At 52.7% G+C, this 25,829-nt stretch carries 21 protein-coding genes; 11 read left to right on the top strand and 10 right to left on the bottom strand.

Translation table 11 applies throughout. From position 1 onward, the window contains the following. From CLC93_RS13720 to glpG, 7 genes are all read left to right on the top strand, one after another. Complete coding sequence (locus CLC93_RS13720; protein ID WP_095506549.1) at positions 1–915, top strand: ornithine carbamoyltransferase; 915 nt, start codon at positions 1–3, stop codon at positions 913–915. A 2-nt stretch (positions 916–917) separates the two neighbouring features. Beyond that, on the top strand, positions 918–2,126 hold the full coding sequence (locus tag CLC93_RS13715; protein ID WP_095506548.1) for an argininosuccinate synthase: 1,209 nt from the start codon (positions 918–920) through the stop codon (positions 2,124–2,126). Between the two features lie 2 nt (positions 2,127–2,128). Further along, positions 2,129–4,024, top strand: coding sequence for an argininosuccinate lyase (gene argH, locus CLC93_RS13710; RefSeq protein WP_095506547.1), 1,896 nt, complete (start codon positions 2,129–2,131; stop codon positions 4,022–4,024). A gap of 169 nt (positions 4,025–4,193) precedes the next feature. Further along, complete coding sequence (locus CLC93_RS13705; protein ID WP_095506546.1) at positions 4,194–5,390, top strand: glycine C-acetyltransferase; 1,197 nt, start codon at positions 4,194–4,196, stop codon at positions 5,388–5,390. Between the two features lie 11 nt (positions 5,391–5,401). Continuing rightward, complete coding sequence (gene tdh, locus CLC93_RS13700; RefSeq protein ID WP_095506545.1) at positions 5,402–6,427, top strand: L-threonine 3-dehydrogenase; 1,026 nt, start codon at positions 5,402–5,404, stop codon at positions 6,425–6,427. 94 nt (positions 6,428–6,521) lie between these two features. After that, on the top strand, positions 6,522–6,842 hold the full coding sequence (glpE, locus tag CLC93_RS13695) for a thiosulfate sulfurtransferase GlpE (protein ID WP_095506544.1): 321 nt from the start codon (positions 6,522–6,524) through the stop codon (positions 6,840–6,842). Beyond that, positions 6,829–7,677, top strand: coding sequence for a rhomboid family intramembrane serine protease GlpG (glpG, locus tag CLC93_RS13690; RefSeq protein ID WP_095506543.1), 849 nt, complete (start codon positions 6,829–6,831; stop codon positions 7,675–7,677). The genes glpE and glpG overlap by 14 nt, the downstream gene beginning before the upstream one ends. Here glpG and CLC93_RS13685 read toward each other — a convergent pair. Then, positions 7,655–8,023, bottom strand: a complete 369-nt coding sequence (locus tag CLC93_RS13685; protein ID WP_245837168.1) for a flagellar basal body-associated protein FliL — start codon at positions 8,021–8,023, stop codon at positions 7,655–7,657. The genes glpG and CLC93_RS13685 overlap by 23 nt on opposite strands. 155 nt (positions 8,024–8,178) lie before the next feature. On the opposite strand from CLC93_RS13685, the gene CLC93_RS13680 reads away from it, so the two are divergent. The 4 genes from CLC93_RS13680 to CLC93_RS13665 all read left to right on the top strand — a co-directional run bounded on the left by CLC93_RS13680 (position 8,179) and on the right by CLC93_RS13665 (position 14,172). Further along, on the top strand, positions 8,179–8,763 hold the full coding sequence (locus CLC93_RS13680) for a chorismate--pyruvate lyase family protein (protein WP_095506541.1): 585 nt from the start codon (positions 8,179–8,181) through the stop codon (positions 8,761–8,763). 87 nt (positions 8,764–8,850) lie between these two features. After that, complete coding sequence (locus CLC93_RS13675) at positions 8,851–9,249, top strand: hypothetical protein (protein WP_141237400.1); 399 nt, start codon at positions 8,851–8,853, stop codon at positions 9,247–9,249. A 103-nt stretch (positions 9,250–9,352) separates the two neighbouring features. After that, positions 9,353–11,029, top strand: coding sequence for an efflux RND transporter periplasmic adaptor subunit (locus tag CLC93_RS13670; protein WP_245837167.1), 1,677 nt, complete (start codon positions 9,353–9,355; stop codon positions 11,027–11,029). An 8-nt stretch (positions 11,030–11,037) separates the two neighbouring features. Next, positions 11,038–14,172, top strand: a complete 3,135-nt coding sequence (locus CLC93_RS13665; RefSeq protein WP_095506538.1) for an efflux RND transporter permease subunit — start codon at positions 11,038–11,040, stop codon at positions 14,170–14,172. Positions 14,173–14,199: 27 nt separating this feature from the next. Here the strand turns inward: CLC93_RS13665 and CLC93_RS13660 are convergent, their stop codons facing one another. From CLC93_RS13660 to CLC93_RS13620, 9 genes are all read right to left on the bottom strand, one after another. Beyond that, positions 14,200–14,574 carry a hypothetical protein gene (locus tag CLC93_RS13660; RefSeq protein ID WP_141237399.1) on the bottom strand — a complete coding sequence of 125 codons (375 nt, stop codon included), beginning with the start codon at positions 14,572–14,574 and terminating at the stop codon, positions 14,200–14,202. Next, on the bottom strand, positions 14,528–15,277 hold the full coding sequence (locus CLC93_RS13655) for a nucleotide-binding protein (RefSeq protein WP_095506536.1): 750 nt from the start codon (positions 15,275–15,277) through the stop codon (positions 14,528–14,530). The genes CLC93_RS13660 and CLC93_RS13655 overlap by 47 nt, the downstream gene beginning before the upstream one ends. A 215-nt stretch (positions 15,278–15,492) precedes the next feature. Continuing rightward, on the bottom strand, positions 15,493–16,746 hold the full coding sequence (gene mtr / locus CLC93_RS13650) for a tryptophan permease (RefSeq protein WP_095506535.1): 1,254 nt from the start codon (positions 16,744–16,746) through the stop codon (positions 15,493–15,495). An 8-nt stretch (positions 16,747–16,754) separates the two neighbouring features. After that, positions 16,755–19,169 carry a glycerol-3-phosphate 1-O-acyltransferase PlsB gene (gene plsB, locus CLC93_RS13645; RefSeq protein WP_095506570.1) on the bottom strand — a complete coding sequence of 805 codons (2,415 nt, stop codon included), beginning with the start codon at positions 19,167–19,169 and terminating at the stop codon, positions 16,755–16,757. A gap of 139 nt (positions 19,170–19,308) precedes the next feature. Further along, positions 19,309–21,333: a hypothetical protein gene (locus tag CLC93_RS13640; protein ID WP_095506534.1), complete on the bottom strand. Its 2,025-nt coding sequence runs from the start codon at positions 21,331–21,333 to the stop codon at positions 19,309–19,311. Positions 21,334–21,494: 161 nt separating this feature from the next. Next, entirely contained in the window at positions 21,495–22,676 is a 1,182-nt protein-coding gene (locus CLC93_RS13635; protein WP_095506533.1) for a hypothetical protein, read from the bottom strand. Then, positions 22,661–23,356 carry an ABC transporter ATP-binding protein gene (locus CLC93_RS13630; RefSeq protein WP_095506532.1) on the bottom strand — a complete coding sequence of 232 codons (696 nt, stop codon included), beginning with the start codon at positions 23,354–23,356 and terminating at the stop codon, positions 22,661–22,663. Before CLC93_RS13630 ends, CLC93_RS13635 begins: the two co-directional genes overlap by 16 nt. Before the next feature lie 36 nt (positions 23,357–23,392). Continuing rightward, positions 23,393–24,610: an ABC transporter permease gene (locus tag CLC93_RS13625; protein ID WP_095506531.1), complete on the bottom strand. Its 1,218-nt coding sequence runs from the start codon at positions 24,608–24,610 to the stop codon at positions 23,393–23,395. Then, positions 24,600–25,826 (bottom strand): ABC transporter permease, encoded by a 1,227-nt coding sequence (locus tag CLC93_RS13620; protein ID WP_095506530.1) that lies wholly within the window; start codon positions 25,824–25,826, stop codon positions 24,600–24,602. Before CLC93_RS13620 ends, CLC93_RS13625 begins: the two co-directional genes overlap by 11 nt. Positions 25,827–25,829: the final 3 nt, after the last annotated feature.

Below are 25,829 nucleotides of genomic sequence, written 5' to 3'. Positions count from 1 at the left end.
ATGCAACATTTTCTAACTCTACAAGATTTGAGTGCTGCCGAGTTCAAACACCTGCTCCAAAGCGCGGCACAAATTAAGGCCAACCCTAGCGATTACGCCCAAGCCTTGGCGGGCAAAAGCGTGGTGATGCTATTTGAAAAGCCCTCGCTGCGCACTCGCGTAAGCTTTGATATCGGCATTAACAAACTGGGCGGTCACTGTCTGTACCTTGACCAGCAAAACGGCGCCTTGGGTGTGCGTGAGAGTGTGGCGGATTTTGCCGGCAACATTTCTTGTTGGGCCGATGCGATTGTCGCCCGTACTTTCGCCCACAGCACCATCGAAGGTCTGGCGAAGCACGGCAGCGTACCTGTGATTAACGCCCTGTCCGAGTTGTACCACCCATGCCAAGGCTTGGCGGATTGGCTCACCTTAAGCGAGCACTTTGACGATTTGGCCAGCATCAAATTGGCTTATGTGGGCGATGGCAACAATGTAACCCATTCACTCATGTTTGGCGCGGCACTGGCTGGTGCGTCACTAGTGATTTGCTGCCCCAAAGGCCACTTCCCCGACGCCCAAATGGTCAGCCAAGCGCAAGCCATCGCCGCCGAGCACGGTGGTAGCATTGAGTTGTCCTCAGCGCCAAGCGAGCTTGGCCAACTGGATGCCATATACACCGATACTTGGATTTCCATGGGTGATAGCACCAAGTTGAGCGACATTGAAACCAAATTCATGCCATTTCAGGTCAATGCTGAGATGATGGCGCAAACTCAAGCCCAACACTTTATGCACTGCCTGCCAGCACACCGGGGCGAAGAGGTGACCGCAGAGGTCATCGACGGTCCGAAATCGCGGGTATTGCAACAAGCCGAAAACCGTATGCACGCGCAGAACGCCGTTTTGGTCAAACTTTTTGAATCTGGAGAATAATCATGACAAACGTAACCAAAGTAGTACTGGCCTATTCCGGCGGACTGGATACCTCAGCCATCATCCCTTACCTAAAGGAAACCTATGGTTGTGAAGTGGTAGCGTTTGTTGCCGATGTGGGCCAAGGCGCCGCAGAACTCGAGGGCGTTGAGCAAAAAGCGATTGCTTCGGGCGCTAGCAGCTGTCACGTGGTGGATCTTAAAGACGAGTTCATCAAAGACTATGTTTACCCAATTCTAAAAACCGGTGCCGTGTACGAAGGCAAGTACCTGCTAGGTACCTCGATGGCTCGTCCAATTATCGCCAAAGCCCAGGTTGAGTTAGCACTTAAAGTGGGTGCCGATGGCGTGTCGCACGGTTGTACCGGCAAAGGTAATGACCAGGTGCGTTTTGAGAGCACCTATGCTGCACTAGCACCTCAGTTACAGGTGATTGCGCCTTGGCGTGACTGGAGCATGCGCTCGCGCCCAGATCTTTTGAACTACTTGGCCGAGCGTAATATTCCGACCACAGCATCCGCGGAGAAGATCTACAGCCGTGATGCTAACGCCTGGCATATCAGCCACGAAGGCGGCGAGCTGGAAGATCCATGGTGCGAGCCAACCGAGAAGGTGTGGACCTGGACTGTATCACCAGAAAAAGCACCAAATGAGCCTGAATATGTAAGCGTGACTGTCGAGAAAGGTGAAGTGGTGGCGGTTAATGGTCAAGCGCTTACCCCTTACGCGGCGCTGGATACCCTAAACAACATCGCCGCTAAGCACGGTGTGGGCCGTATCGATATCGTCGAAAATCGCTTGGTGGGCATGAAATCCCGCGGTTGCTACGAAACCCCTGGCGGTACTGTGATGATGGAAGCCCTGCGTGGCGTGGAAGCATTGGTGCTAGACAAGTCAGCACACCACTTCCGCGAGCAAATCGGATTGGAATTCAGCCACTTGTTGTATGACGGTCGTTGGTTCACCGATACCGCGCAAGCCCAACTGGCAGCGGCCGAGTCGCTAGCGAGCAAGGTCAATGGTGAAGTGGTGATTAAGCTTTACAAAGGCCAGGCTACCGTGGCCCAGCGCAAGTCAGATAACAGCCTGTATTCTGAGGCGTTTGCCACCTTTGACGAGGACGAGGTCTACAATCAGAAGCACGCGGAAGGCTTTATCCGTTTGTTTAGCCTGTCATCCAGAATCGCAGCCCTCAAAGAGCAGGAGAAGTAATTATGGCGTTATGGGGTGGTCGCTTTACCGGCGAAACCAGTGACCTGTTTAAGCAGTTTAACGACTCGCTGCCAGTGGACTGTCGTTTACTCAAACAAGATGTGGAAGGCTCTGTGGCTTGGGCGCAAGCCCTGGCCAGTGCCGATGTGCTGACTCAAGGCGAGGCTGACCGACTCCAACAGGCTTTGCTCGATGTGTTGAGCGAGTTTGGCGAGCACCCAGAGCGGGTGGTGGCCAGCGGTGCCGAAGACATTCACAGTTTTGTCGAGCAACAACTGATTCTTAAAGTCGGTGATTTGGGCAAGAAACTGCACACAGGCCGTAGCCGCAACGACCAAGTCGCCACCGACTTAAAGCTTTGGTGTAAAGAGCAAGGCGACGAGATCCTGCAGCTGCTGATCAAGCTACAACAAGCGTTGATCAACCTAGCCCAGCGGGAATCTGAAGCGGTGCTACCGGGTTACACCCACTTGCAGCGAGCCCAACCCATTACCTTTGGTCACTGGTGTCTGGCCTATGTCGAGATGCTTGAGCGGGATGTGACTCGCGTGCAAGACGCGCTTAATCGGTTAGACGTTTGTCCTTTGGGCTCGGGCGCGCTAGCGGGTACTGCTTACCCGATTGACCGTCATCAGTTGGCGCAATCCTTGGGCTTTAAAACAGCCACGCTAAACAGCTTGGATGCAGTGTCAGACAGAGATCATGTGATTGAGCTGTGTAGCGCTGCTGCAACCAGCATGATGCACCTGTCGCGGATGGCCGAGGATTTGATTTTCTTTAACTCCGGCGAAGCGGGCTTTATTGAACTGGCAGATCAGGTGACCTCAGGCTCGAGCCTGATGCCACAAAAGAAAAACCCAGATGCATTGGAGCTGATTCGGGGTAAGGCCGGCCGAGTATACGGTGCACTAATGGGCATTTTGACCACCATGAAGGGTCTGCCCATGGCCTACAACAAGGACATGCAGGAAGACAAAGAAGGCCTGTTCGACACCATCGACAGCTGGAACATTTGTCTGCAAATGGCCACTCTGGTGATGAAAGACCTTAAGGTGAACCGCGCTCAAGCGTTGTCGGCGGCGCAGCAAGGCTATGCCAACGCCACCGAGTTGGCGGATTACCTTGTCTCCCAAGGCATGCCATTCCGCGAAGCACACCACGTGGTGGGTGAAGTGGTGGTGCACGCCATCGAACAGCAAAAGGCGCTAGAAGACTTCACTCTAGCGGAATTGCAGGCCTTCACGCCGGTGATCCAATCGGATGTGTATCAGCACCTAAGTATTGATGCTTGCTTGGGCAAGCGCGACGTTCTAGGCGGTACCTCGATTAAGCAGGTACAACAAGCGCTGGTTCGCCACGACACCCCAGTGGCCGCCGCCGAGGTGAGCTCGAGCTTGGATCAAACCCAGCTGCGTTTAAACGCTCACAAAGCGGAGATGCTCAATGTGCGTCCTGCGCGCCTGTCTGATGTCAATCGCATTACCGATATCGTTCATCATTGGACCGAGAAGGGCGATACTCTGCCGCGCAGCCGCGACGATGTGCTTAGAGACATTCTCGACTTTGCGGTGGCGCAAAGCGGTGATCAGGTCGTGGGTTGTGCCAGTTTGTACATCTACGGCACCGGTTTAGCCGAGCTGCGCTCGGTGGCCATCGACACCGACTATCAAGGCCATGGCCAGGGCAAGGCGCTGGTGGACTACATGCTCAACAAGGCGCGCGAGCTCGAACTCAAACGCTTGATTGTACTGACTCGAGCACCTGAGTTCTTTGCCAAGATGGGCTTTGTGGATACGGACAAGGACAGCCTGCCAGAGAAGGTGATGAAAGATTGCGAGCTGTGTCCACGACAACACGCCTGCGATGAAGTGGCGATGGAGTTTATCGTCAATCCCTAAATCTGAACGCAACGCAAGGGATGACTGGAAAAAAGGAGCCGCTGGCTCCTTTTTTGATCCGCGGCCGAAATCTGCACAGCTCCAACCACAAAACTGCTGCGAAGATAAGCTAATATCGATACAATGCCGCCCAACTTAAAAACAATTCAATATGCCCTCAGGAGAGACCATGTCATCTGCCGCTTTTTATCGTCAAATTCAGTCGCAATTGGCTGACGTTAAGGCCGAAGGACTGTACAAATCCGAACGCGTGATCACCTCGGCGCAGCAGCCAGGTATAGAGGTTGCCAGTGGCGACCAGGTTATCAACTTTTGTGCGAATAACTACCTAGGCCTGGCCAATCACTCAGAGCTTATTGAAGCGGCGCAAAAAGGTTTGGATAGCCACGGTTTTGGCATGGCATCGGTTCGCTTTATCTGCGGTACTCAAGACATCCACAAGCAGTTAGAAGCCGAGCTGAGCGAATTTTTGGGCATGGAAGACACCATTCTTTACTCCAGCTGCTTTGACGCTAACGCGGGTCTGTTCGAGACTCTGTTGACCGCTGAAGATGCGATTATCTCAGATGCCCTAAACCACGCCTCTATCATCGACGGTGTGCGTTTGTGTAAAGCCAAGCGCTTCCGCTACGCCAACAACGACATGGCCGAACTAGAAGCTTGTCTAAAAGCCGCTGACGAAGCCGGTGCTCGCCACAAGCTAATTGCCACCGACGGTGTGTTCTCCATGGACGGTGTTATCGCCAACCTACAGGCGGTTTGCGACTTGGCCGACAAGTACGGCGCGCTGGTGATGGTCGACGACTCTCACGCTGTGGGTTTTGTTGGTGAAAACGGTCGTGGTACTCACGAGTTCTGTGAAGTGATGGACCGAGTTGACATCATCACTGGTACTTTGGGCAAAGCCATGGGTGGCGCTTCCGGTGGTTTCACCTCGGGCAAAAAAGAAGTCATCGACTGGTTGCGTCAGCGCAGCCGTCCATACCTATTCTCTAACTCGCTAGCGCCAGCCATCGTTAGCGCTTCACTAAAAGTGTTGCAGATGCTGAAAGAAGGCGGCGAGTTGCGCGCTCGCTTGCGCGACAACAGCGAGCGTTTCCGTCGCGAAATGGAGGCCGCTGGCTTTACTTGCGCCGGTGCCGATCACGCCATTGTTCCTGTGATGATTGGCGAAGCGAAACTAGCCTCTGATTTTGCTGACCGCTTGTTGGCCGAAGGTATTTACGTGATTGGCTTTAGCTTCCCTGTGGTACCTAAAGGACAAGCACGTATTCGTACTCAAATGTCTGCTGCGCACACCGACGAGCAGCTGGACAAGGCGATTGAAGCCTTCATCCGCATCGGTAAAGACATGGGCATTATCTAGGAGCTAGTCGCATGAAAGCATTAAGCAAATTAAAGCCTCAAGCTGGCATCTGGATGGTGGAAGCCGACAAGCCTGAGATTGGTCACAACGACCTGTTGATCAAAATTCGCAAAACCGCGATTTGTGGTACTGATATGCACATTTACCACTGGGATGAGTGGTCGCAGAACACCATTCCGGTGCCTATGATCGTCGGTCACGAGTACGTGGGCGAAGTGGTTGAAGTGGGCCAGGAAGTCCGTGGCTTTGAAGTAGGCGACCGGGTTTCTGGCGAAGGCCACATTACTTGTGGTCACTGTCGTAACTGCCGTGCTGGCCGCACTCATTTGTGTCGTAACACTTATGGTGTAGGGGTGAACCGCCAGGGCTGCTTTGCCGAGTATCTGGTGATCCCAGCGTTTAACGCGTTTAAGATCCCAGAAGATATCTCAGACGATTTGGCGTCTATCTTTGACCCCTTCGGCAACGCGGTACACACAGCCCTGAGCTTTGACTTGGTTGGTGAAGATGTACTGATTACCGGTGCCGGTCCGATTGGCATTATGGCCGCAGCCGTGTGTAAGCACGTTGGCGCGCGCCACGTGGTGATCACCGACGTTAACGAATACCGCCTAGACTTGGCGCGCAAAATGGGCGCTACTCGCGCAGTTAATGTCGCCAATGAAGATTTGCATCAAGTGATGTCAGATTTGGGTATGACCGAAGGTTTCGATGTAGGTCTGGAGATGTCGGGTGTGCCATCGGCGTTCCATTCCATGCTGGATACCATGAACCACGGCGGCAAGATTGCCATGCTGGGTATTCCGGGCAGTGATATGGCCATCGATTGGTCGCAGGTGATCTTTAAGGGTCTTGTTATCAAGGGTATTTACGGTCGCGAGATGTTTGAAACTTGGTACAAGATGGCCAGCTTGCTGCAAGCCGGCCTAGATATCAGTCCTATCATCACTCACCACTTTGATATTGATGACTTCCAAGAAGGCTTTGACGCCATGGCCTCGGGTAACTCGGGCAAAGTCATCCTCGAGTGGAACTAACCTTCAGTTACAATTCAAAAAGGCGCTTTTTAGCGCCTTTTTGCGTAGTATAAGTCGAAGCAAAACAACGACAGTACAAAAACAGCGAGTGGTTATGAAGCAGTTTCAACACATTGACGTGAGCCGAACTCAGTCCCTGTTAGCCGACCCAACCCAAGAGGTGCGGGTGGTGGATATTCGCGATCCACAGAGCTTTGCCAACGGCCACATTCAAGGTTCGATTCAGTTGACCAACGACAATTTACGCGAGTTCTTAGACGAGACCGACGAAGATCAGGCGGTGGTTGTGGTTTGCTATCACGGCATCTCTAGCCAGCAGGCGGCCCAATATTTAGTGGAGCAAGGGCTCAATCAAGTCTATAGCCTAGACGGCGGTTACCAAGCGTGGGGACAGGCCCAATATGCAGCTGGGTGAACTGCCCCACAGCCGCGCCGCTCAAGCTCTGGTTGACTACCTAAACAGCCAGGGTATCCAAGCGCGAATGCAAGCGCTTGCTGACGACCGCTTTGTGGTGGAAATTGCTGAAGCCGCGCAAAGCCAGCAAGCCGAGCAAATCTGGCAAGAGTTTATTCAAGACCCCAATCATCCTAGATACCAGGCCGCCTCTTGGACTAGTGGCGATAGCAAGGTCAAGTTTAGCTATCGGCGCGGGCCGAGCTTTGCTCAGCAAGTGGTGTCGGGTGCAGGCCCGCTAACCTTAGTGGTACTGGCGACTTGCTTAGTGATTTACGGGTTAGCGGCGATAGGATTCGTTGAAGCCATTTATCCGCCCTTGTTCTTCTTCGAGCAACTTCAGCCGGCCTATCTCGGTGAGTTTTGGCGAGCCTTTACCCCGAGTTTATTGCACTTCTCTATCGTGCACTTGGCTTTCAATTTGCTTTGGTGGTGGATGCTCGGTGGACAAATTGAACGTCAGCTAGGCTTTGGCAAGTTGCTGTTGATTCTGTTGGTAGCCGGCACGCTGCCCAACTTCATACAGTTCTTTATGACAGGCCCGAATTTTGGCGGGCTGTCTGGAGTAGTATACGCGCTGATGGGTTATTGCTGGATCTTAGGGCGATTGGCACCGCAAGCAGGAGTCTCACTCGCTCCGGCCTACGCGGGTTTTATGCTGTTCTGGTTGGCGCTTGGCTTTATGGATGTACTAGGAATTCCCGTGGCCAACGGCGCTCACTTGGGCGGCCTGCTAGTGGGTATGGCGCAGGCCTATATCGACAGCAAAAGAATTAATCGTACAGGTACTTGGTAAACAATAGGTTTACCACTATTTGACGTCCGGTTTCGTGGTGCAGTAATTCGTTGATGGTGGTCAGACACAATTGGCGAATTGCTTCGCGGCCTTCCAAGGATTTAATCTGCTCTTCGGTTTGAGCCCCTAAAATCTCAACTACAGTGGCTCGTATTAAGGCGTCGTGGTGTTCTAACGTTTCGAGGTCTGACGGGCTTTGGGCCATCAGCTCGATGCTAGTGCGCACGTAACCCATGCGATTGGAAGCTCGAATATAGTTAGTGACAATCTCCGGCTCAAGGCCGTAATAAGCGAAATCACTGTCGTTAGTGCCCGAGTTATTGGCTGATGTGTTAATGCTAAACATAAGGGCCATCAGCGCAAAAAGAATACGAATCATTTGGTAGAAAATTAGTCACTTATTATGGGCTTGATGATACCTCATGCAGAACCACAGGCCAATGTTCGTGCAACAGGTCGGGGTAGCGAATCCAAACTGTGTTACACTCGCGCTCAGATTCGATGACACTAATAAGTAATCTGATGCAACTTCAGGGTTATCCATACGGCGGACAGGCGCAATGGGCCGAAGCGAGTACATTTGCGGACTTTCCCGAGGGGCAGTTTGGCCAATGGCTGGCAAGCCAGGACAGTTTGACTCAGCGACTAAAAGCACTTGAGCTTGGCTTTGAGGTGCAAGTTGTGGGTGAGTCTATGCAACAAATGCCCGCCACGCGTGTAGAAGCTCTCGACAATCCCAACGTTTGGGTTCGCGAGGTGATTTTACGCCTCAACGATGAGCCTTGGGTGTTTGCCCGTACGGTCATTCCGCAAGCCTTATTGCATGCTTGCGGTGTCGATTTCACTCAATTGGGCAAGCGTCCACTCGGTGAGATTTTGTTCGCTACCACCCCGTTTGAGCAAGGATCTTTGAGCTTCACACGCCATGCGCCACAGGCGCACCTATTAGACCTGCTGGATGAGTTGGGTATTGAGCGGCAAACCCTGTGGGGCCGTCGCCGCCCGTTTCACTACGACAATCAGGTGCTCACTGTGGCGGAAACTTTTTTACCGGCGGCCGGTCAATACTTACAGGCGCACAGTTAGCCGTCTCACAAGTTTGGCCTTGTGAATTGACAGTGGCGTTTTAGCTTTCTAGGCTAGCTTTGTAACCGACTGACAGGAAAGCGTATTTTGCTAAGAGTTGTGGCGATTATTGGACTGATGCTGAGCATCGCGCTTCAAAGCGTGATGGTGTCGGCTGCGCCAATAACAGTCAAGGCTTCAACAGTGCAAACTACCGAACACCAAGCGGCCATGGCCGATGAGCAACAAACGGATTGCCATCAAGCAATGCAGACGATGGTTGAAAGCCACGATTGTTGCGACGGTCCAGTCCACGACTGTGCGTCGTCGATAAGCGACGATTGCAGTGAACACTGTTCCCAATGTCAGCCAGCCAGCACCGCCAGTGCGCTACCAACAAGCAGCATGCCCCTTGCGGCGACACTGCCTCCTGTTTACTTCGACCGACCTCAACTTGAGTACGACCTACTACTGACTCAACAGTCACCCCCTCCGAGAAAAGCCTAATTTCAATCTGATGGTTTCGATCAAACACTTGATTGAAGCCGACTCGAGCTTGCCGCAATGTAGCGATAAGCTCATGAATTGAATGCTTTTTCGGAGATTGCCAATGCGCAAGTTACTCTCTCGTTTTGCCCCAGTCTATGCGTTGCTGGCCTGTGGCTTATTGATGGGCTCGCTGCTAGTTAGTGCTGTTGCCCAAGACCACCACGACCACTCGCATCAGGCCGAGCAGGCGACCCACGCTTGTCCTATGCATCCAGAAGTGCAGGGCGCCAAAACCGACTCTTGCCACATTTGCGGTATGTTTTTGACTCAAGCTATTGAGACAAAGGCCGCGACTCACGCCTGCCCTATGCACCCAGAAGAAACGGGTGGCGAGGGCGATCGTTGCTCTAAGTGCAATATGTTCCTGACAGCGGTGGAGCAAGCTGACCAGCATCAGCACGCGACTCATGCCTGTCCAATGCACCCAGAAGAAACGGGTGGTGAGGGCGATCGTTGCCCTAAGTGCAATATGTTCCTGACGCCAATCCAACAAGGACATGACCACTCTGGGCATGATCACTCAGTGGATGAAGGCAACAGTCATGCCATGTCGGAGGCCGCGCCTAGCGCGGCTTCTGCCAGCCCATTGGACAGCAGCGCTCCTCAAGGCACCACCAAGTACGTGTGTCCCATGCACCCACATGTGGTCTCGGATGAGCCCAGTACTTGTCCTATCTGTGGAATGAACTTGGAGCCTGTGACCGTTGGCGGTCCGAGCGAGGAGCTCAGAGTGCAAGTGGCAGGTTCCATGCAACAGGCGTTGGGATTGCGCACCGAAAAAGTCGCCCGCGATACGCTTTGGCGCTACATCAAGACCCTTGGCACAGTGCAGTATGACGAAGATTCGATTTTTCACGTGCACGCTCGTGCCACCGGTTGGATTGAAAAACTCAAGGTCAACAACACTGGCCAGAAAGTGAAAAAGGGCGAGTTGATGTACGAGCTGTACTCGCCAGAGTTGGTCACAGCTCAAGACGACTTTCTACAAGCACTGGATTACGCTGTGCAAAATCAACGCAATTCCGCCGAGCTATTGCGCAAAGCCAGATTGCGTCTGGAACTGCTAGGACTTAGCAAGCGGGTTATCGCACAAGTCGAGAGCAGCAAGCAGTCCATCTATCGAGTACCTTTCTATGCACCACAAGACGGCATTGTCAGCAAGCTAACTATTCGCGATGGCATGTACATTCAGCCTGGACAAACCCTGTTTGAGCTGGTGGATTTATCCCAAGTGTGGGTGATTGCCGACGTGTTCGAGAACGAGCAAACCTGGCTTGAAGTGGGACGCCCCGCGGATGTCACCGCTGCGTCATTAGGCCACTTCTCGTTAGAAGGTCGCATCGATTACATCTATCCAGAATTAGATTTGGTCACCCGTGCCATGCAGGTACGCGTCAAGTTGGACAACCCAGATAAATCACTGCGCCCTGGTGCACTGGTGGACGTGGAATTGTTTGGCGGCCCTAAGCACGACGTACTCACCATTCCCACCGAAGCGCTGATTCAAACCGGTCGTGAGAATCGAGTGGTGGTGGCACGCGACGACACTGGCTTCGCGTCGGTTGAGGTCAAGCTTGGGATGATCAGTCGCGGTAAAGCCGAAGTACTAGAAGGCTTGAACGAAGGCGAGCGAGTGGTGGTTTCTGGCCAGTTCCTACTCGATAGTGAAGCCTCGATTCAGGGCAGCCTACAACGCTTGAGCCAGCCTGATGGCAATGGCCACGCGCACCATCACTAGGAGGCTTTATGCTTAAGCAAGTCATTGCCTGGTCGATCAAACAGCGCGCCATGGTATTAATGCTGAGTCTGCTGCTGGCGGTAGTGGGCTATCAAGCGATGCGCACCACGCCACTGGATGCGTTACCGGATTTATCCGATGTTCAGGTGATCATTAAAACCTCCTACCCAGGCCAGTCGCCGCAGTTGGTGGAAGACCAAATCACCTATCCATTATCGAGCGCATTGCTGGCGGTGCCAGGCGCTCAAACCGTGCGTGGATTTTCCATGTTCGGCGACTCTTTTGTGTATGTGATTTTCGAGGACGGAACCGATATTTACTGGGCTCGCTCGCGAGTATTGGAATACTTAGCCCAAATTCAAAATCAATTGCCGCAGGGCGTGTCGCCGAGTTTGGGGCCAGATGCCTCAGGGGTTGGCTGGGTATTTCAATACGCGCTGGTGGACCGCTCCGGTAAGCAAGACTTAGCGCAGCTGCGAAGTCTGCAGGATTGGTTCATTAAGCTAGAGCTACAAAGCGTGGCCGGGGTTTCTGAGGTCGCCACAGTTGGCGGCATGGAGCAGGCCTATCAGATAGTGGTAGACCCTCACAAAATGGCCTTGTACCAGCTCGACCTGATGAGTATTCGCCAGGCCTTGGGCAATGCCAATGCCTCGGTGGGCGGCTCGGTATTGGAAATGGCCGAAGCCGAGTACATGATTACCGCCTCAGGCTACCGTCAGAGCATTCAAGACTTTGAGGAAATTCCACTGGGGGTAGTGTCGGATGCGGGCACCCCGGTACTGATGAAGGACGTCGCTCAAATTCGCACAGGTCCGGCTGCTCGTCGCGGTATCGCTGAGCTTGATGGTCTTGGTGAAGTGGTTGGCGGCATTGTGGTAATGCGTTATGGCGAAAATGCGCTGCAAACCATCGATCGCCTCAAAGATAAGCTCAAAGAAATCGAAGCCGGTTTACCCGAAGGGGTTGAACTGGTGATCACTTATGACCGCTCCCAGTTAATTCTGAATTCGGTGGATAACCTCAAAGACAAGGTTATCGAAGAGATGCTAGTGGTGGCGCTGGTGTGTCTGGTGTTCTTATTGCACGCCCGCTCCACTCTAGTAGCGGTAGTGACGCTGCCACTGTCGATTCTGGCCAGTTTCATTGTGATGGGCTTTATGGGGGTTAATGCCAACATCATGAGCCTAGGCGGGATTGCGATTGCCATTGGTGCGATTGTGGATGCAGCGATTGTGATGGTGGAAAACGCCCACAAGCACCTAGAGCAATACCAGCAAACTCACGGTGAGCCGCCGCAGGGCAAAACCCACTGGGCCATCATTCAAAAAGCCGCAGTTGAGGTGGGGCCGGCACTGTTTTTCAGTCTGCTGATCATTACCCTAAGCTTCATTCCGGTGTTTGCCCTGGAAGCCCAAGAGGGGCGCTTGTTCCATCCTCTGGCCTATACCAAAACCTTTGCGATGGCGGCATCGGCGTTATTGGCGGTGACTCTTATCCCGGTATTGATGGGATATTTCGTGCGCGGCAAGATCCCTAGTGAGAAAAAGAATCCGCTAAGCCGGTTGCTCATTGCACTGTATCAACCTGTGCTGCGCGCGGTATTAGCTTTTCCAAAAATCACTTTGGTGTTGGCGTTATTGGCTCTGGCGTCGGCCTGGCACCCCATCAGCAAAATGGGCTCAGAGTTTATGCCTGAGTTGGAAGAGGGCGACTTGCTCTACATGCCGACCACTTTACCTGGAATCAGCGCAGGTAAAGCGGCGGAGCTACTTCAGCAAACCGACCGTTTAATTAAGACAATTCCAGAGGTTGAGCGAGTGTTTGGCAAGGTCGGTCGCGCTGAAACCGCTACTGACCCAGCGCCTTTGACCATGCTCGAAACCACCATCATGCTCAAACCTAAGTCTGAATGGGAGGCGGGTCGAACCCTTGATGACATCATTGCCGACTTGCAGCGCACGGTAAAAGTGCCCGGCATGACCAATGCTTGGGTGCAACCGATCAAGACCCGAATCGACATGCTTTCCACCGGCGTTCGCACGCCCGTGGGTATTAAGATTTCCGGTGCGGATGTGGCTGAGCTTGAGCGCATTGGTACCGACATTGAAGCTGTAGTTGCTGGGCTTCCCGGCACTCAGTCGGCGTTTGCCCAGCGCAGCGGTGGCGGTCGCTATCTAGACATCGAGCCTAAGCTCAAAGCGGCGGCGCGTTACGGTATGACCTTGTCTGATATACAGGACGTGGTGCAAATGGCGATTGGCGGCATGACAGTGGGTGAGTCGGTACAAGGGCGTGAGCGCTACCCGATCAACATTCGCTATCCCCGCGAGCTCAGAGACAGCCTTGAGAAGTTGCGAATTCTGCCCGTGCTGACTAAAACCGGTAAATACGTGCCCTTGGGCAATCTGGCGAAGCTCAGCATTAACGACGGCCCGCCCATGTTGGCCTCGGAAAATGGTCGTCTGATTTCTTGGGTGTTTGTGGATATCAGTGGTGTGTCGGTGGGTGAGTATATTGCCAACGCCCAGCAGGCCTTGAGCGAGCAAATTCAACTGCCAGCGCGCTACAGCTACACCTTTGCGGGGCAATACGAGTATATGCAAAGAGTGACTGCCAAAATGGAGCTAGTGGTGCCGTTAATGGCGGCGGTTATCTTCATTCTATTGATGATGACCTTTGGCTCGCTGGTGCAAGCCTCGGTGATCATGCTGAGTCTGCCGTTTGCGTTAGTGGGCAGTGCCTGGTTGTTATTTCTGTTGGACTACAACCTGTCAGTGGCAGTGGCCGTAGGTATGATTGCGCTGGCCGGTGTGGCCGCTGAGTTTGGGGTGGTGATGCAGGTTTACCTCAACAAAGCGATTGCCGAGTATCGCGAGCAGGGGCGCATGCAGACTCGAGCGGACTTGAGCCGTGCCTTGATCGAAGGGGCTGTGTTGCGTATCCGTCCGAAAGCCATGACAGTGGCCACTATTTTCTTCGGCTTGCTACCCATCATGTGGGGCGCAGGCAGTGGTAATGAGGTGATGCAAAAGATTGCGGCACCTATGGTGGGAGGTATGGTGACGGCACCTCTGTTGAGCTTGTTTGTTATTCCCGCGATTTATCTACTGATTTATGGCTATCGCCTGCCAAAACAGTAACTGCAGCTCATAAAAAGGCAGTGCGCGTTAGCGCACTGCAAAAGAAGTAAGCAAGTGGGTCTGCTTTAAGGGTGGGAGTTGGTCGAAATGGTTGAGAAGTACCCGCAAAAGCTTGGACTTGGCCAGTTCGTGCTGTTTGGAGTTGTTTTCCAACTGCGACACAGCCTGATGACTAAAGGTAAAGCTCACATGCGGGAAGCGTGTTTTTGGCTCTTGGTTCGCCACCAAGGTTAACTTGGGCACGGGATGTAACCGAGTGACGTTACCGTTTTGAGCCAAATTGGCGGCCTTTGGGCTACAATGGCCTTGGGCATAGTCCAAGGCGCCGTCGATGAAATCATCCACCGACATTGGCTTATGCGTAGGCGTAGGCCGACTTTTCTTGAGATCCGCTAATGGCATAGGTCCCTCTTCCTAACTGCTGACGTTGCTTTTCGAATCGTTCGGCTAGCTCTTCGGTGCAGCCAACGCCCATCAGTTCGTTGACTAGGCCGCGAATCTCTTCAGCAGCTTTGCTCTCGCCTTCGGTTTCAATCACGGACAAGCCTGACTCTTCGCTGTCATCGTAGACATTGCGGTGATAGGTCACGCTATCTAGCACTGGGATACCCCAGGTCTTACAAACTTCCTTGGCTTCAATGATGCGCTTACCTTGGTTAGGTAAGGATGGGCATTGAGTGATGACAAAGTTGGCTTTCAGCTCAGGGTTGATCATTTGGCAGGTGGCCAGCAGTTCGTCCATGTGCGCCACGGTTTTGAGATCACGACGCTTTGGACGCAGAGGCAACAAGGCGTAGTTTGCTACTGATAGCGATGCCCGCAAGGCTAAGCTGTCCTGACCACCACAATCGATAATGATGATGTCGTAGGCTTTTTGCAGGCTCAGTAGATCAGAGCGGATTTTGCCGTACATTTGCACGCAGTTGATCTTGGTGAGATCTGGGTTATTGCCGCGAGCTTGCGCCCAATCGGCACTAGTGCGCTGAGGATCACAGTCCACCAACATGACAGAGGCATTGCACTCCTTTGCCAGATAAACCGCTGTGTTTTGCGCTAGGCAGCTCTTACCGCTTCCGCCTTTTTCTCCTCCAACTAGAAGAATCATATTGCCCGTCCTTAGTGATCTTGGCTGTTGATTTAATTATAAAAAGCACAGCTGGGCTTGGGACGGTTTTTATAGACAAATAGTTTATAAAAATAAGTTTTTATACAAGAAAGTTATATGAAGTGGCGTCAGAAATTGGACAAATGCCCAAAGGCGACAAGCCTATGGGCAAAGGTCAAAAAAACGTCAGTTGAATGGGTGGCCTAGTTGGCGGTTTAGTTAGGGTAGGTCGGCAAGTAGTTGGCCATTGCCAATAGGTGACACACAGCCACCAGAATCCCCAAGGCAAACACAAGGCCTAACACTAGGTTACCGCCGGGTACGCGAAAATCGCTACGCGCAAACTGTTGGCGCGACTTGCGAGCCATCAGCGCAGGCACAATTAAGGTCCAGACGGTAGCGGCTAGTGCTGCAAAGCCAATGGCGAAGATGAAGCCATTGGGAAACAGAATTCCCATCAGAATGGGTGGCAAGAAAGTCACTGCGGCGGTTTTTAGGCGACCGTTGCGACTGTCATCGAAGCTAAATAAATCAGCGATGTAATCAAACAGGCCCAAGGTAACGCCTAAGAAAGATGAGGCCACTGCTAAATTGGCAAACAGCTGTAGGCTTTTGCTCAACCATTCATTGTTCAATACATCGGATAAGGCGCCAACTAGTACGCCCATGTTGCCGCCCTGAGCAATGATTTCGTCGAATTGGCTGCGAGGTAAGTTGCCCATGGCTGCCACTTGCCACAGCAGGTAGATAACTAAAGCGATAGCAGTGCCCAAGCCGATGGCATAGCCCACACGCTTCGGCTCTTTGCCGTAGTATTTAACCAAGCTGGGTACGTTACCGTGATAGCCAAAGCTCGCCAATGCAAAAGGCAATGCGGCCAAAATGTAAGGGCTAAAGCTTTGATTGCCGTCCGGATTGAACAAGATGTTGGTATCGACACCACCCACCATGCTGCCAATCGAAAGGGCAAAAGTGATGATCATCGCGCCAAGCATGATGCTAGTGATACGATCCACCGCCTTAGTACTAATAAACACCACGCCCGCAAGCACTGCGCCAAATATCAATCCTGCTAAGGGCTGGGCGATTTGCAGCCCAAGGCCTTCGGCAGACAGCGCCACCATGGAGCTGCCACCACTGACATAGGCGTAGGTCAAAATATAAAGCACGAAGGCAATCGACAAGCCGTTAACCAGGCGCCAGCCGGGTCCCAAGGTTTCTTTGGTCAGGGTGTCAAAGCTGGCACCAGGCTCAAAGTGCAAATTGGTTTCGAGTAATAATAGGCCAGAAATCAGCATAAAGGCCCACATCACCAGCAACACCACCAAAGAGTAGTTAAACCACATGCCTGCCGAGACAACTGGCAGAGAAAACATGCCAGCGCCTACCGTGGTGCCCGCGATAATCAGAGCACCGCCCAGCAGTGATGGGGTTTGTTTGGATTTGGCGGCGTTTAAGTGATTGGCCATGCAATTTCCTATGAGTTTGGCGTTAAGCTTTGTTCAATACTCTGCAAGACCGAATCGCTCAGCAGTGAATTGATGGTGTCGCAGGTTTGGGCTATGAGCGGGCTGTCTTCGTCGAAGAAACCAAATTCTTTGAGTCGAATGGTCAGGTTACCGTACAGCTTTTTATCAAAGAATTCAGGCGCGCTTATGCCGTTTAGACTACCCAAACGCTTGGCCAGCAACTGGCTTTCTTTCTCTAGCGAGGCGCGGTCAATGCCTGGGTGATGCACTAGCATGTTGAACAAGATGCCGTAGCGTTGCAGGGTTTCCTGAGCCACACTGGCCAGAAGACGCAACTGATTAGCAGCATCTGGCGAGGCTTTAATCAGCTTGTTTTCACGCAGCAAGCCAAGCTCGACCATAGCGTCGAGGATGCGGTTAAGGTATGCGTCAGCGCATTCTGGGTTGAAGAACAACTCGGCGCGCAACATAGGTACAAATTGCATGGCAAGTGCCACCAGGTCTTCGCGAGCCTTAGGTTTGTGATGGGTGACCAAAGACGCTAGCAAGGCCGGCATTAGCAACAAGTGCAGAATGTTGTTGCGATAGTAGGTCATGGTGATAGCGCTTTGCTCGGTTAGCGAGATGATCTCGCCCAACTGGTCTTGGGTTACTTCAAACTTATTGAGGTCTAGCGCCTGTTGCAGCAACTCGGCACCACTCATCTCCGGCACAGTCGAATGCTGGCTGTACTCAGACTTGCGCAACAGTTGCAAATAAAGCTCTAGCTGGCTTTCTAACTGACTGCGCTCCATGGCGTTTTGCTCGCTGGCCAACAGGGTCAAGCTGGTCAGCGGTGCTGGGCTAATCGCCGCCGCATCGTTAATGTGGCGCATGATCTGGTTGGCAAGCTTGTTGACCGCTGGGGTCAGCCAAGACGGCTTTTGGTCCCCTTGTGGGCCAGCGTCTTTACGCCAATCTGGCACTTGCTGATTCAAGAACTGGTGAATGGTAATAGGCTTGCCAAAGTTAACGTAACACTGGCCGTAGTTACGCAGCTTGCGGATCGCACCAAGCACCTGCCACACCGATTCTTTCTCTTTTTTCTTACCGCGCAATTCTTTGTGGTAGGTGGCCACTTCCATTACGTGGTCGTAACCCAAGTACACGGGAACAAAGGTAATTGGACGCTCGGTACCGCGCATCATACTCTGCATGGTCATCGCAATCATTCCGGTCTTAGGTGCCAATAAGCGACCGGTGCGGCTGCGGCCGCCTTCGCAGAAATATTCAACCGAGTAACCTTTGGCGAACAGCGTATCTAGGTACTCTTTGAAGATCGCGGTGTAAAGTTTGTTACCGGCGAAGCTGCGACGAATAAAGAACGCCCCGCCTTTGCGGAAGATAGGACCTGCAGGCCAAAAGTTAAGGTTAATTCCTGCGGCGATGTGCGGTGGTACCATGCCTTGGTAATACAGCAAGTAAGATAGCAGCAAGTAGTCCATGTGGCTGCGGTGACAAGGCACAAATACCACTTCGTGGCCGTCGTGAGCCAACTGACGGACCCGATCGGCGCCGGTGATTTGAATGCCGCGATACAGTTTGTTCCAAAGCCAAGTCAGAATGTGGTCGGCCACTCGTACTAGGTTATCTGAGTAACCTGCGGCGACTTCGTCTAGGTATTCATAGGCGCGCTGACGGGCTTTGTCCTCGCTAATGTTCTTACTTTGCGCTTCTTCTTTGATGGCGTTCTGAATATTGTCCGAACGCATCAAGGCATCGATCATCTGTTCTCTTCGAGGCAGGCTTGGACCTGTGACCACTCGGCGTTGGCGGCCAAAGTGGACTCGAGCGACGCGACTTAACTTGTGGGCGATGCTCTCGTCGGTACCGTGTTGGTCGGCCATGTAGCGCAAGGATACTGGCTGAGAGAACTGCACAAAGTTGCGACGCCCCAAAAACAACAGCATGAAAAACTTACGCAACCAAGATGGCGACTCGCGCTCAATCATGGCAGAAGACATGTTGTCGCCTTCCTTACCCGGTTTGCGTCCCCAAAATAGACCAACCGGCACCAGTTTGACGTCTAGGTTTGGATCACTGCGGTGTAGTGCCAACAACTCTTGGAAACTGCTGAGAAATTCTTGGTTGTCACGGCGTTTGCCAAACAGGGGCTTGGCCCCTTCGGTGGCGACCACACGCGGTGCGCTTAAGTCTTTAACCGTGAGCTTGGCGTACGGGTCGGGTAAACCCAACTTGGCGCAAACGTGAGAAAGGGCAATTTTGTCGCTCAAAGAGTCGGTTTTGAGCACGTAGGCTATGGTGTCTTGCTGATTGATATTCAAGTCAGCGACCGGGTCCGTGGGAATGAGCTTGCTTTTTACGAGTAGTTTTTGAGCCCAACTCACCAAGGTTAACCAAAGCGGTTTACTGTTTTGAGTCATGTTATCTAAGTCGTTGAAAATTGGTGGACCTGTGAAGTGGGCACAGGATAGCAAATTTCCGACCAAGTCGCTGTGTTGTTTTTGGGTGCGGATCAAAAAGCCCACCGGAAAAATGGTGGGCTTTGCAGCGAGCAATAACCTATTGCGCCAGCTTGAGCATATTGGCCCAGGCCAAATAGGTGCCGTACCAAGTGGGTGTTGGTGAGTGGCGATTAATGGTGGCCAGTACGTCCCGTTTTACTTGCGGGTCATACTTGGTGAGTCCGACCCAATGCCATCCGGTGTTAATTTGATGGGCGCCGGAGGCAATGCCGCTGCCGTCTACCAAGTTGGCGTACTGATCGGCGCTTTTCTTCATGCGTTCAGAAAAGTTCTTGGTTAGGCAGTTCATCACAGCTTCGTTATTAAAGTAACCTTCGCGATCGGCGGCGTTAATAAACTCTATGTCGATATCGCCGTGGTTTAAGTCCTCGAATTTGGTATTTGGGTTTTGCGAGTGGTGCTGATAGCGCCATATGCAGGTGCCGTCGTTCTGGTCTTCAAGCTTGTCCGTAAAGAAAGTGGTGAGTTGATTCACTCGAGTTTGGTAGCCACTGGCGCCATTGGTCCATTTCTCAATGTACATCTGCACAAAAGCTTGGCTGAGGTTGTGATTGAACGGAATGGGTCGACTAAACAAGCCATTGTCACCGATTTGGTCATTGGTGTTGGGGTAATAGTAAGAACCCACCACATCCGCTTGCTTGGTTTGACTATAGGATGTGTCATGGCTGTCGACGATGCGCTGAGCTTTGGCCAGATACTCGTCGGCTTTCGGCATTAGCTCCTGAATTTGATGACGTTTGATAAAGTTCACCAACGCCATCACGCCAGATAGAATCCGCCCATCTTGCAAGGCTTGTACCCGCCACTTCTTGCCATTTTTAGGGTTGTAGTGTCGCCAACCGGGCACAGGTGTACCGTAGTTGTTCATGTAGAACTTAGGTGCCTGCCAATAGCCGTCAGGGTCGAGTTTTATCTCTCCGCGTTCCACTCGTTTTTCGTCGGTGTAGTTGAACAAGTGATCCACTAATTCCACCGCCCATTCGATGTACTTACCGTCGCCAAAGGCCTCTGCCATGGTGATGTAAGCCTTGATCCACACAGGTGCTTCCCAGGCAAACCGCCCTGTATCATCGCCCACTGTAATGTTCATCACCGGCCGACGGTCCTTGTACAAGGCCAAAAAGGCGGCGTCCCAGTCGGCCTGTGTCTTGATCGCCGAACTAGACAAATCGAGCTTGTCCTGATTCGGAGGATCAATTGGCACCGTTGGTGGTGTTATAGGCTTATCCGGCTCGCCCGGATTAGGCGGTACTCCAGGGCCTCCTGGGTTTGGCGGCGTGATGGGTGTGCCCGGGTCGGGTGGCTGACCTGGATTGGTCGGTGGATTAATCGGCGTCGCTTTTAGGACGTGCTTAACATTGACCAGCTCAAATTGCGTTTTGGTATCTGGTAGCAGTTTTTCGTAACCAATGGCGCGGTAATGGACGCTATTAGCCTCGTTGCCGATGTCTTGCAGAGCAAAGGCTTGCACCACCCCTTTGTAGAAGTTGTTTTCGCGAGTGTAGGCTCTGTCGTAACTCAATCGCTCAGGAGAAATCGCAGTATGAGTGAGCACCCCCAACCGAATACCGTCGGTAATTGACAGCTGTCCTCGGCAAATCTCCATGTACATAAAGCGAGTTTCTTCGAAATCAAAGGCGTCGTAGATTCCGGGGAACTGGCTGCCAAATTGCACCTGCACCGAGTTGCGGTCCACTCGAATGGTTTGATCGCCCTCGCTAGAGCCGACGATGTGGGTCCATGGAAAGCGCTGATCTTCACGCTTATCGAGATCGCCAAACCAGACTTGCACTCGCACATTGCTCGAGCTACTCCACTTGGGAAAGCCAATATAGCTGTTGTTTCCGCTGAGGCGGGTGCCGGTGCCCAAAGGACCCGGAAAGAATTCGCTATAGTCTGTGATGTTGAAGTCAGGAAAGGCATCACCTAAGTGCGTCAGTTTGAGCGAATTGGCTTGAGCAGGGTCAGCTTGATTTTCGCAGGCTAAGGCCGCGCCGCATAGCAACACGGGCAAGATGAGTGCACCGGTCAAACCGGCAGTGAATCTTTGAAAGGGCATGAGCGCTCCCTTATTGGACTAGGGCAAACGAGAGAGTGTCGAGCGGGTTTGCCAAAGAGTTACAACCGAACCTTAAGTGTATGCCAATCGACAAACTTCGCTCGCGAATTCACGCGTTTTTAAAGGGCTGTAGGCGGGAATTGTGAGGAAATTTCGCTGTGCTAAAAACTCCATTTCAGCTGTGCGAAGACTAAGGTATTGGCGCTCTTACCAAAAAGGCTGTTGGGGGAGCCGTCAAATCGCTGCAGCACACCGAGTAGCTGTATGTCTTGAGTCAGTGAATAGCTGGCGTTAGCACCCACAAAATACGAGCCGTCGTCGTAGCTGGAGCACGAAAAAGTGAGGCGGCTGAGTGGATTTATATCAAAGCCGATATCGGTGTAACCGGTCCATTGGGTAAAGCTTAGCGTGCGCGCGGTCAACGGTAGGTTTAAAAACGCCAAGGCGCTGCCGGGGTCCATGGGGTTGGATATGTGCAAAACGGCAAGTCGACCAACCCAGTTGCGCCGTCCGCCAAAGCTGTAATCGGTTTCTACGCTGGCCACGGTCGTGGCTTCAAGTGTTTCGCCTCGCCAGCTGTCTCGAGTGGGGTCAAAATAGGTGAATTCGCCCCTAAGTCCTGCGCCTTTGATATCACCGGCAAAGCCGCCGCCAATCACGTGATCTAGCCCAGACTTACCGCCGATAACCTGTATGTCCCAACCTCTGGTATTCCAAAGATAACGGCCAGCGTAGCTATTGAGTTCGGAGTCTTTAGCCGGGTTGACCACCAGGTCATAACCACTGGCGTAGCCGAGCTTGCGACTGACCATTACCGCGTCAGTTCCGGCGCGCTCTTCGTAGTCAAAGTCGTAAATCGAGTAGGAGTTGAAGATATCGTTGGGGTTCCATAATTGGGTCATTCCCCAATTGATGCGAAAGCGCCCGCCACGTAGCTGCCAGTCACTTTTCTCCCAATTAAAGTAGAGCCGGTCGAATTGGGTATTGCCTACCGCATCACCGTTATCCAGCCAGTTGTAGGATAAATCTAAGTAGCCCGGGTCTAACTTAATCAGTTCACCGTAACCGGGGATACCGGTGCTTGAGCCCCACAATAAGCGGTTGCGCATGCCAGCATTGAAGCGCAGGTTGTCGTTAAAGCGGTACTCGAAATTAAAGCGGTTGTGGACTAGGTGATCGATAGGGTGGGAGCCATTCTCGGGATTGGCTCCGCTACCCATGTACTTCACATAGCCGTTTAGGTCGTACTTTTTCTGCGGCTTTAAACCCGGAATGTTGGCTAAGGCCAATCCAGGCGCCAGCCAAAGAAGGCAGACAAGCCAAAGGCCTAAGCGGTTTGGCATTGACCTTGGTCCTGAGTGAGTTGGCCATCTTCAAACACTATGACTCTATGGGCGCGCTTGATGACTCGAGGGTCATGGGTCGAGAAGATAAAGGTAGTGCCTTCGCTTTGGTTGAGCTGCTCCATGATATCCAAAAGTTCATGTGTGCTTTTGGCATCTAGATTGGCGGTGGGTTCATCGGCCATCACAAAGCGGGGTTGCGGGGCGAGCGCTCGTGCCACCGCTACCCTTTGTTGTTGCCCGCCGGAAAGCTTACTGGGCACCTTGTGCATCTGTTGCTCTAATCCCACCTTTTTGAGCAGGGCTTTGGCGCGTTGGCGACACTCGGCCTCGCTATGCCCCTGCAATTGCATCACAAACTCGACGTTTTCTAAGGCTGTGAGCACTGGCAGCAAACTGTAATCTTGGAAGATAAAACCGATGTGATCGCGGCGAAAACCAATCAGGGTTTTCTCGTCCAATTGGCCGAGGTCTGTATCGTCAATTAGCACCTGACCACTGGTGGGGCGGTCAATACCGCCAATCATATTCAAAAGAGTGGTCTTGCCCGAGCCTGACGGTCCCATCACCGCCACAAACTCGCCTTGCTCTATGCTGAGGTCTAAATCTTTTACCGCGCGTACGGGAAACTCTGAGTCCGGGTTATAGGTTTTGTTCAGCTGCTTTAGTTGAATCGTCATAGTTAGCCTTTTGTCTTTTACTCGGTGCCAGTGGCACTAGTGTTTGTCTGCCATGGCGTCCACCGGGCGACGCTTCAAAATTTGGCGGGCGGGATAAAGCGCCGCCAGCATGCTCGCACCCACTACAGTCACTAGAGTGGCCAGATAATTGCCCACTCCTACGCGTGGGTACACAGTGGTGTCGATGCCAAAGCCACCAAGGCCTTCTGCCAGAGCGCCAAGGGGTAGTCCGGTGTGCTGCAGCAGGCTGATGAGCAGGATGGCTCCTATGATGCCAAGTGCGCTGCCGGTAAACCCAAGTAGGGCGGTTTCAAAGATAATCAGATTGCGAATTTTGTGTTTTTGCATGCCAACGGCCATTAGCACGCCAAATTCTCGAGTGCGCTCGAACACCGACATCAACATGATGTTGACTATGCCAAAGGCTAACGCCAGTACAAACACCCCCAGCATGATGCCGTTGCTCACCCCCATTTGGGACAGCAAGCTGGCGAGTAAAGGCTGCACCTCGCGCCAAGTTCTCACCTGATTTTCCGCTTGAGTGGCTTGCTGCAGTTCAGCGCTTACCTTGGCAAGATCTGCGTCTTTTGCGGTGAGAATCGCGATTTCGTGGATGCCGCGCATGCCCGCGAGCGCCTGCAGGTCGGCTTTGCGTACGAATAGGTTGCCGTCGTCAAAGGCGCTGGACGGGGTTTTGAATATGCCTTTGACTCGAAAGGCGGCACCTGCCACCTCGCCTTGCAGGTCGCTAAAGGTAAGCACCACTTTGGAGCCGACTTTTAAGCGCAGGCGCTGAGCGGTTTTTTGCGACACTAGCGCAGGGTTGCGTCCCGACTCGTCAAGCCATTGACCGTCGATAATGTGTGTCGCTAAGGGGGTGACGCGGGCTTCCTGAGCCAGCTCGATACCATTGATGCGCACCCCTCGAGTACTGCGGGCTGAGGCCACCATGCCGTCCGCCAAAAAACGCGCAGCGTAATCGGTCACCTCAGGGTGGGTCTGAATGGCCTTGAGTAACTCCTCGCTATTAACGAGCGTGTCCTTGATTTGAGGATTGTCGATGTAGCGCTTGTTGTGCACTTGAATATGGCTGGTCTGCCAAGCGATGGCGTTGTTGACCATGGAATCAATCATGCCGTTGATAAAGCCCATGACGCCAATTACGCTGACTAGGCCAAACACCATGGCGGCGAGCATAATGCCGGTGCGCAGTTTATTGCGCCAAAGGTTGCGCCAACCCAATTTAATTAGCATCGGAGCCTCCTTTTAGTCCTGATACCAAGTTGAGGCGATATGCCCGCCACATGGGGTAAATGAGACAAAGCGCCAGTAACACCAGCACTATTATTACTTGGTTGATAAACAGGTCCGCCGACAACTGCATAGGCAGTACGGGTTTGAATCCCATCTCCAGCATCATTTCTGCGTTCTCACCCGTCATTGTGATTGGGTTGAAGTAGAAGTAAGCCAAAATTGGCGAGGCGACAGCTAGACCAATCAACACCCCAAGACCCGCGATAAATAGAGATTCAATACCGATGAGCTTGAGCAGGCGGGTACGCAGCATGCCGGTGGCGAGCATCACGCTAAACTCCCGTTGCCTCTCTAAAGTCATCATTAATAAAGTGGCGAATAGGCCAAATCCCACCACGCCGTAAAGCAGGTAGATCATGAAAACACCGGTCACCTTATCTAGGCTGATTTGCTGTGCCATCTCGGGGGATAAGTCTTGCCAATCGCGCACGTTAGTATTTGGGTAGGCGCTTTGTAACTCACTGTGGGTTTGCGCTAGTTGTGTTAGGTCTTTGGTGTGAAGTAGCCAGTTGGTGACTTGGTTTTCCGTACTGTATAGGGCTTGGGCCTGCGCTAGCGGCATGTATATCAACATACTGTCTAGCTGAGGCATGGGGAAGCGCAATATGCCTTGCACTTTGTACAGGCCAGCGGCGGTTTGGCCGCGATAACCTTGACCGTAAAGCACGATTTCATCACCCACCTCTATCTCAAAAAATCGTGCAAGACTCTCGCCGAGCAATACTTGGTTCTCGCCGCCATCGAGATAGCGACCATCGATAACTTTGTCGGCAATGCCCGAGTACTGGTTTTCCAATTGTGGCTCCACACCCAAAACCATAGCGCCTTTGGACTTGTCACCGGCCGCCGCAAGTGCAAAGGATTCGATGCGAGGCAGCACATTGGAGATGTTGGGGTGGTTTTGGGCGACTGCGATAAACGCTTCGTCGCCTGGCATTAAGTCATCGATGCTTTGGCTGTCACCAAATTCTGGGTGTTGCAGTTGAATCAGGCCCGAGTAAAAACGCGCGGCGTTGTCGATATAGCTGGCGTAGGTGCCTTCTTGCAAGCTGCGAACAAACAAAGACAGCACCAAGGCCAGAGCCAAAGCGGACGCTGTGAGTAAGGTCCTTCTCTTTTGCCGCCACAGATTGCGCCAAGCAAGTTTGGTTAACATGGT

Origin of the sequence: Paraferrimonas sedimenticola, assembly GCF_002282855.1 — a bacterium.
In the GTDB taxonomy this organism is placed as follows: domain Bacteria; phylum Pseudomonadota; class Gammaproteobacteria; order Enterobacterales; family Shewanellaceae; genus Paraferrimonas; species Paraferrimonas sedimenticola.
This window is presented reverse-complemented; position numbering and strand designations above follow the sequence as displayed.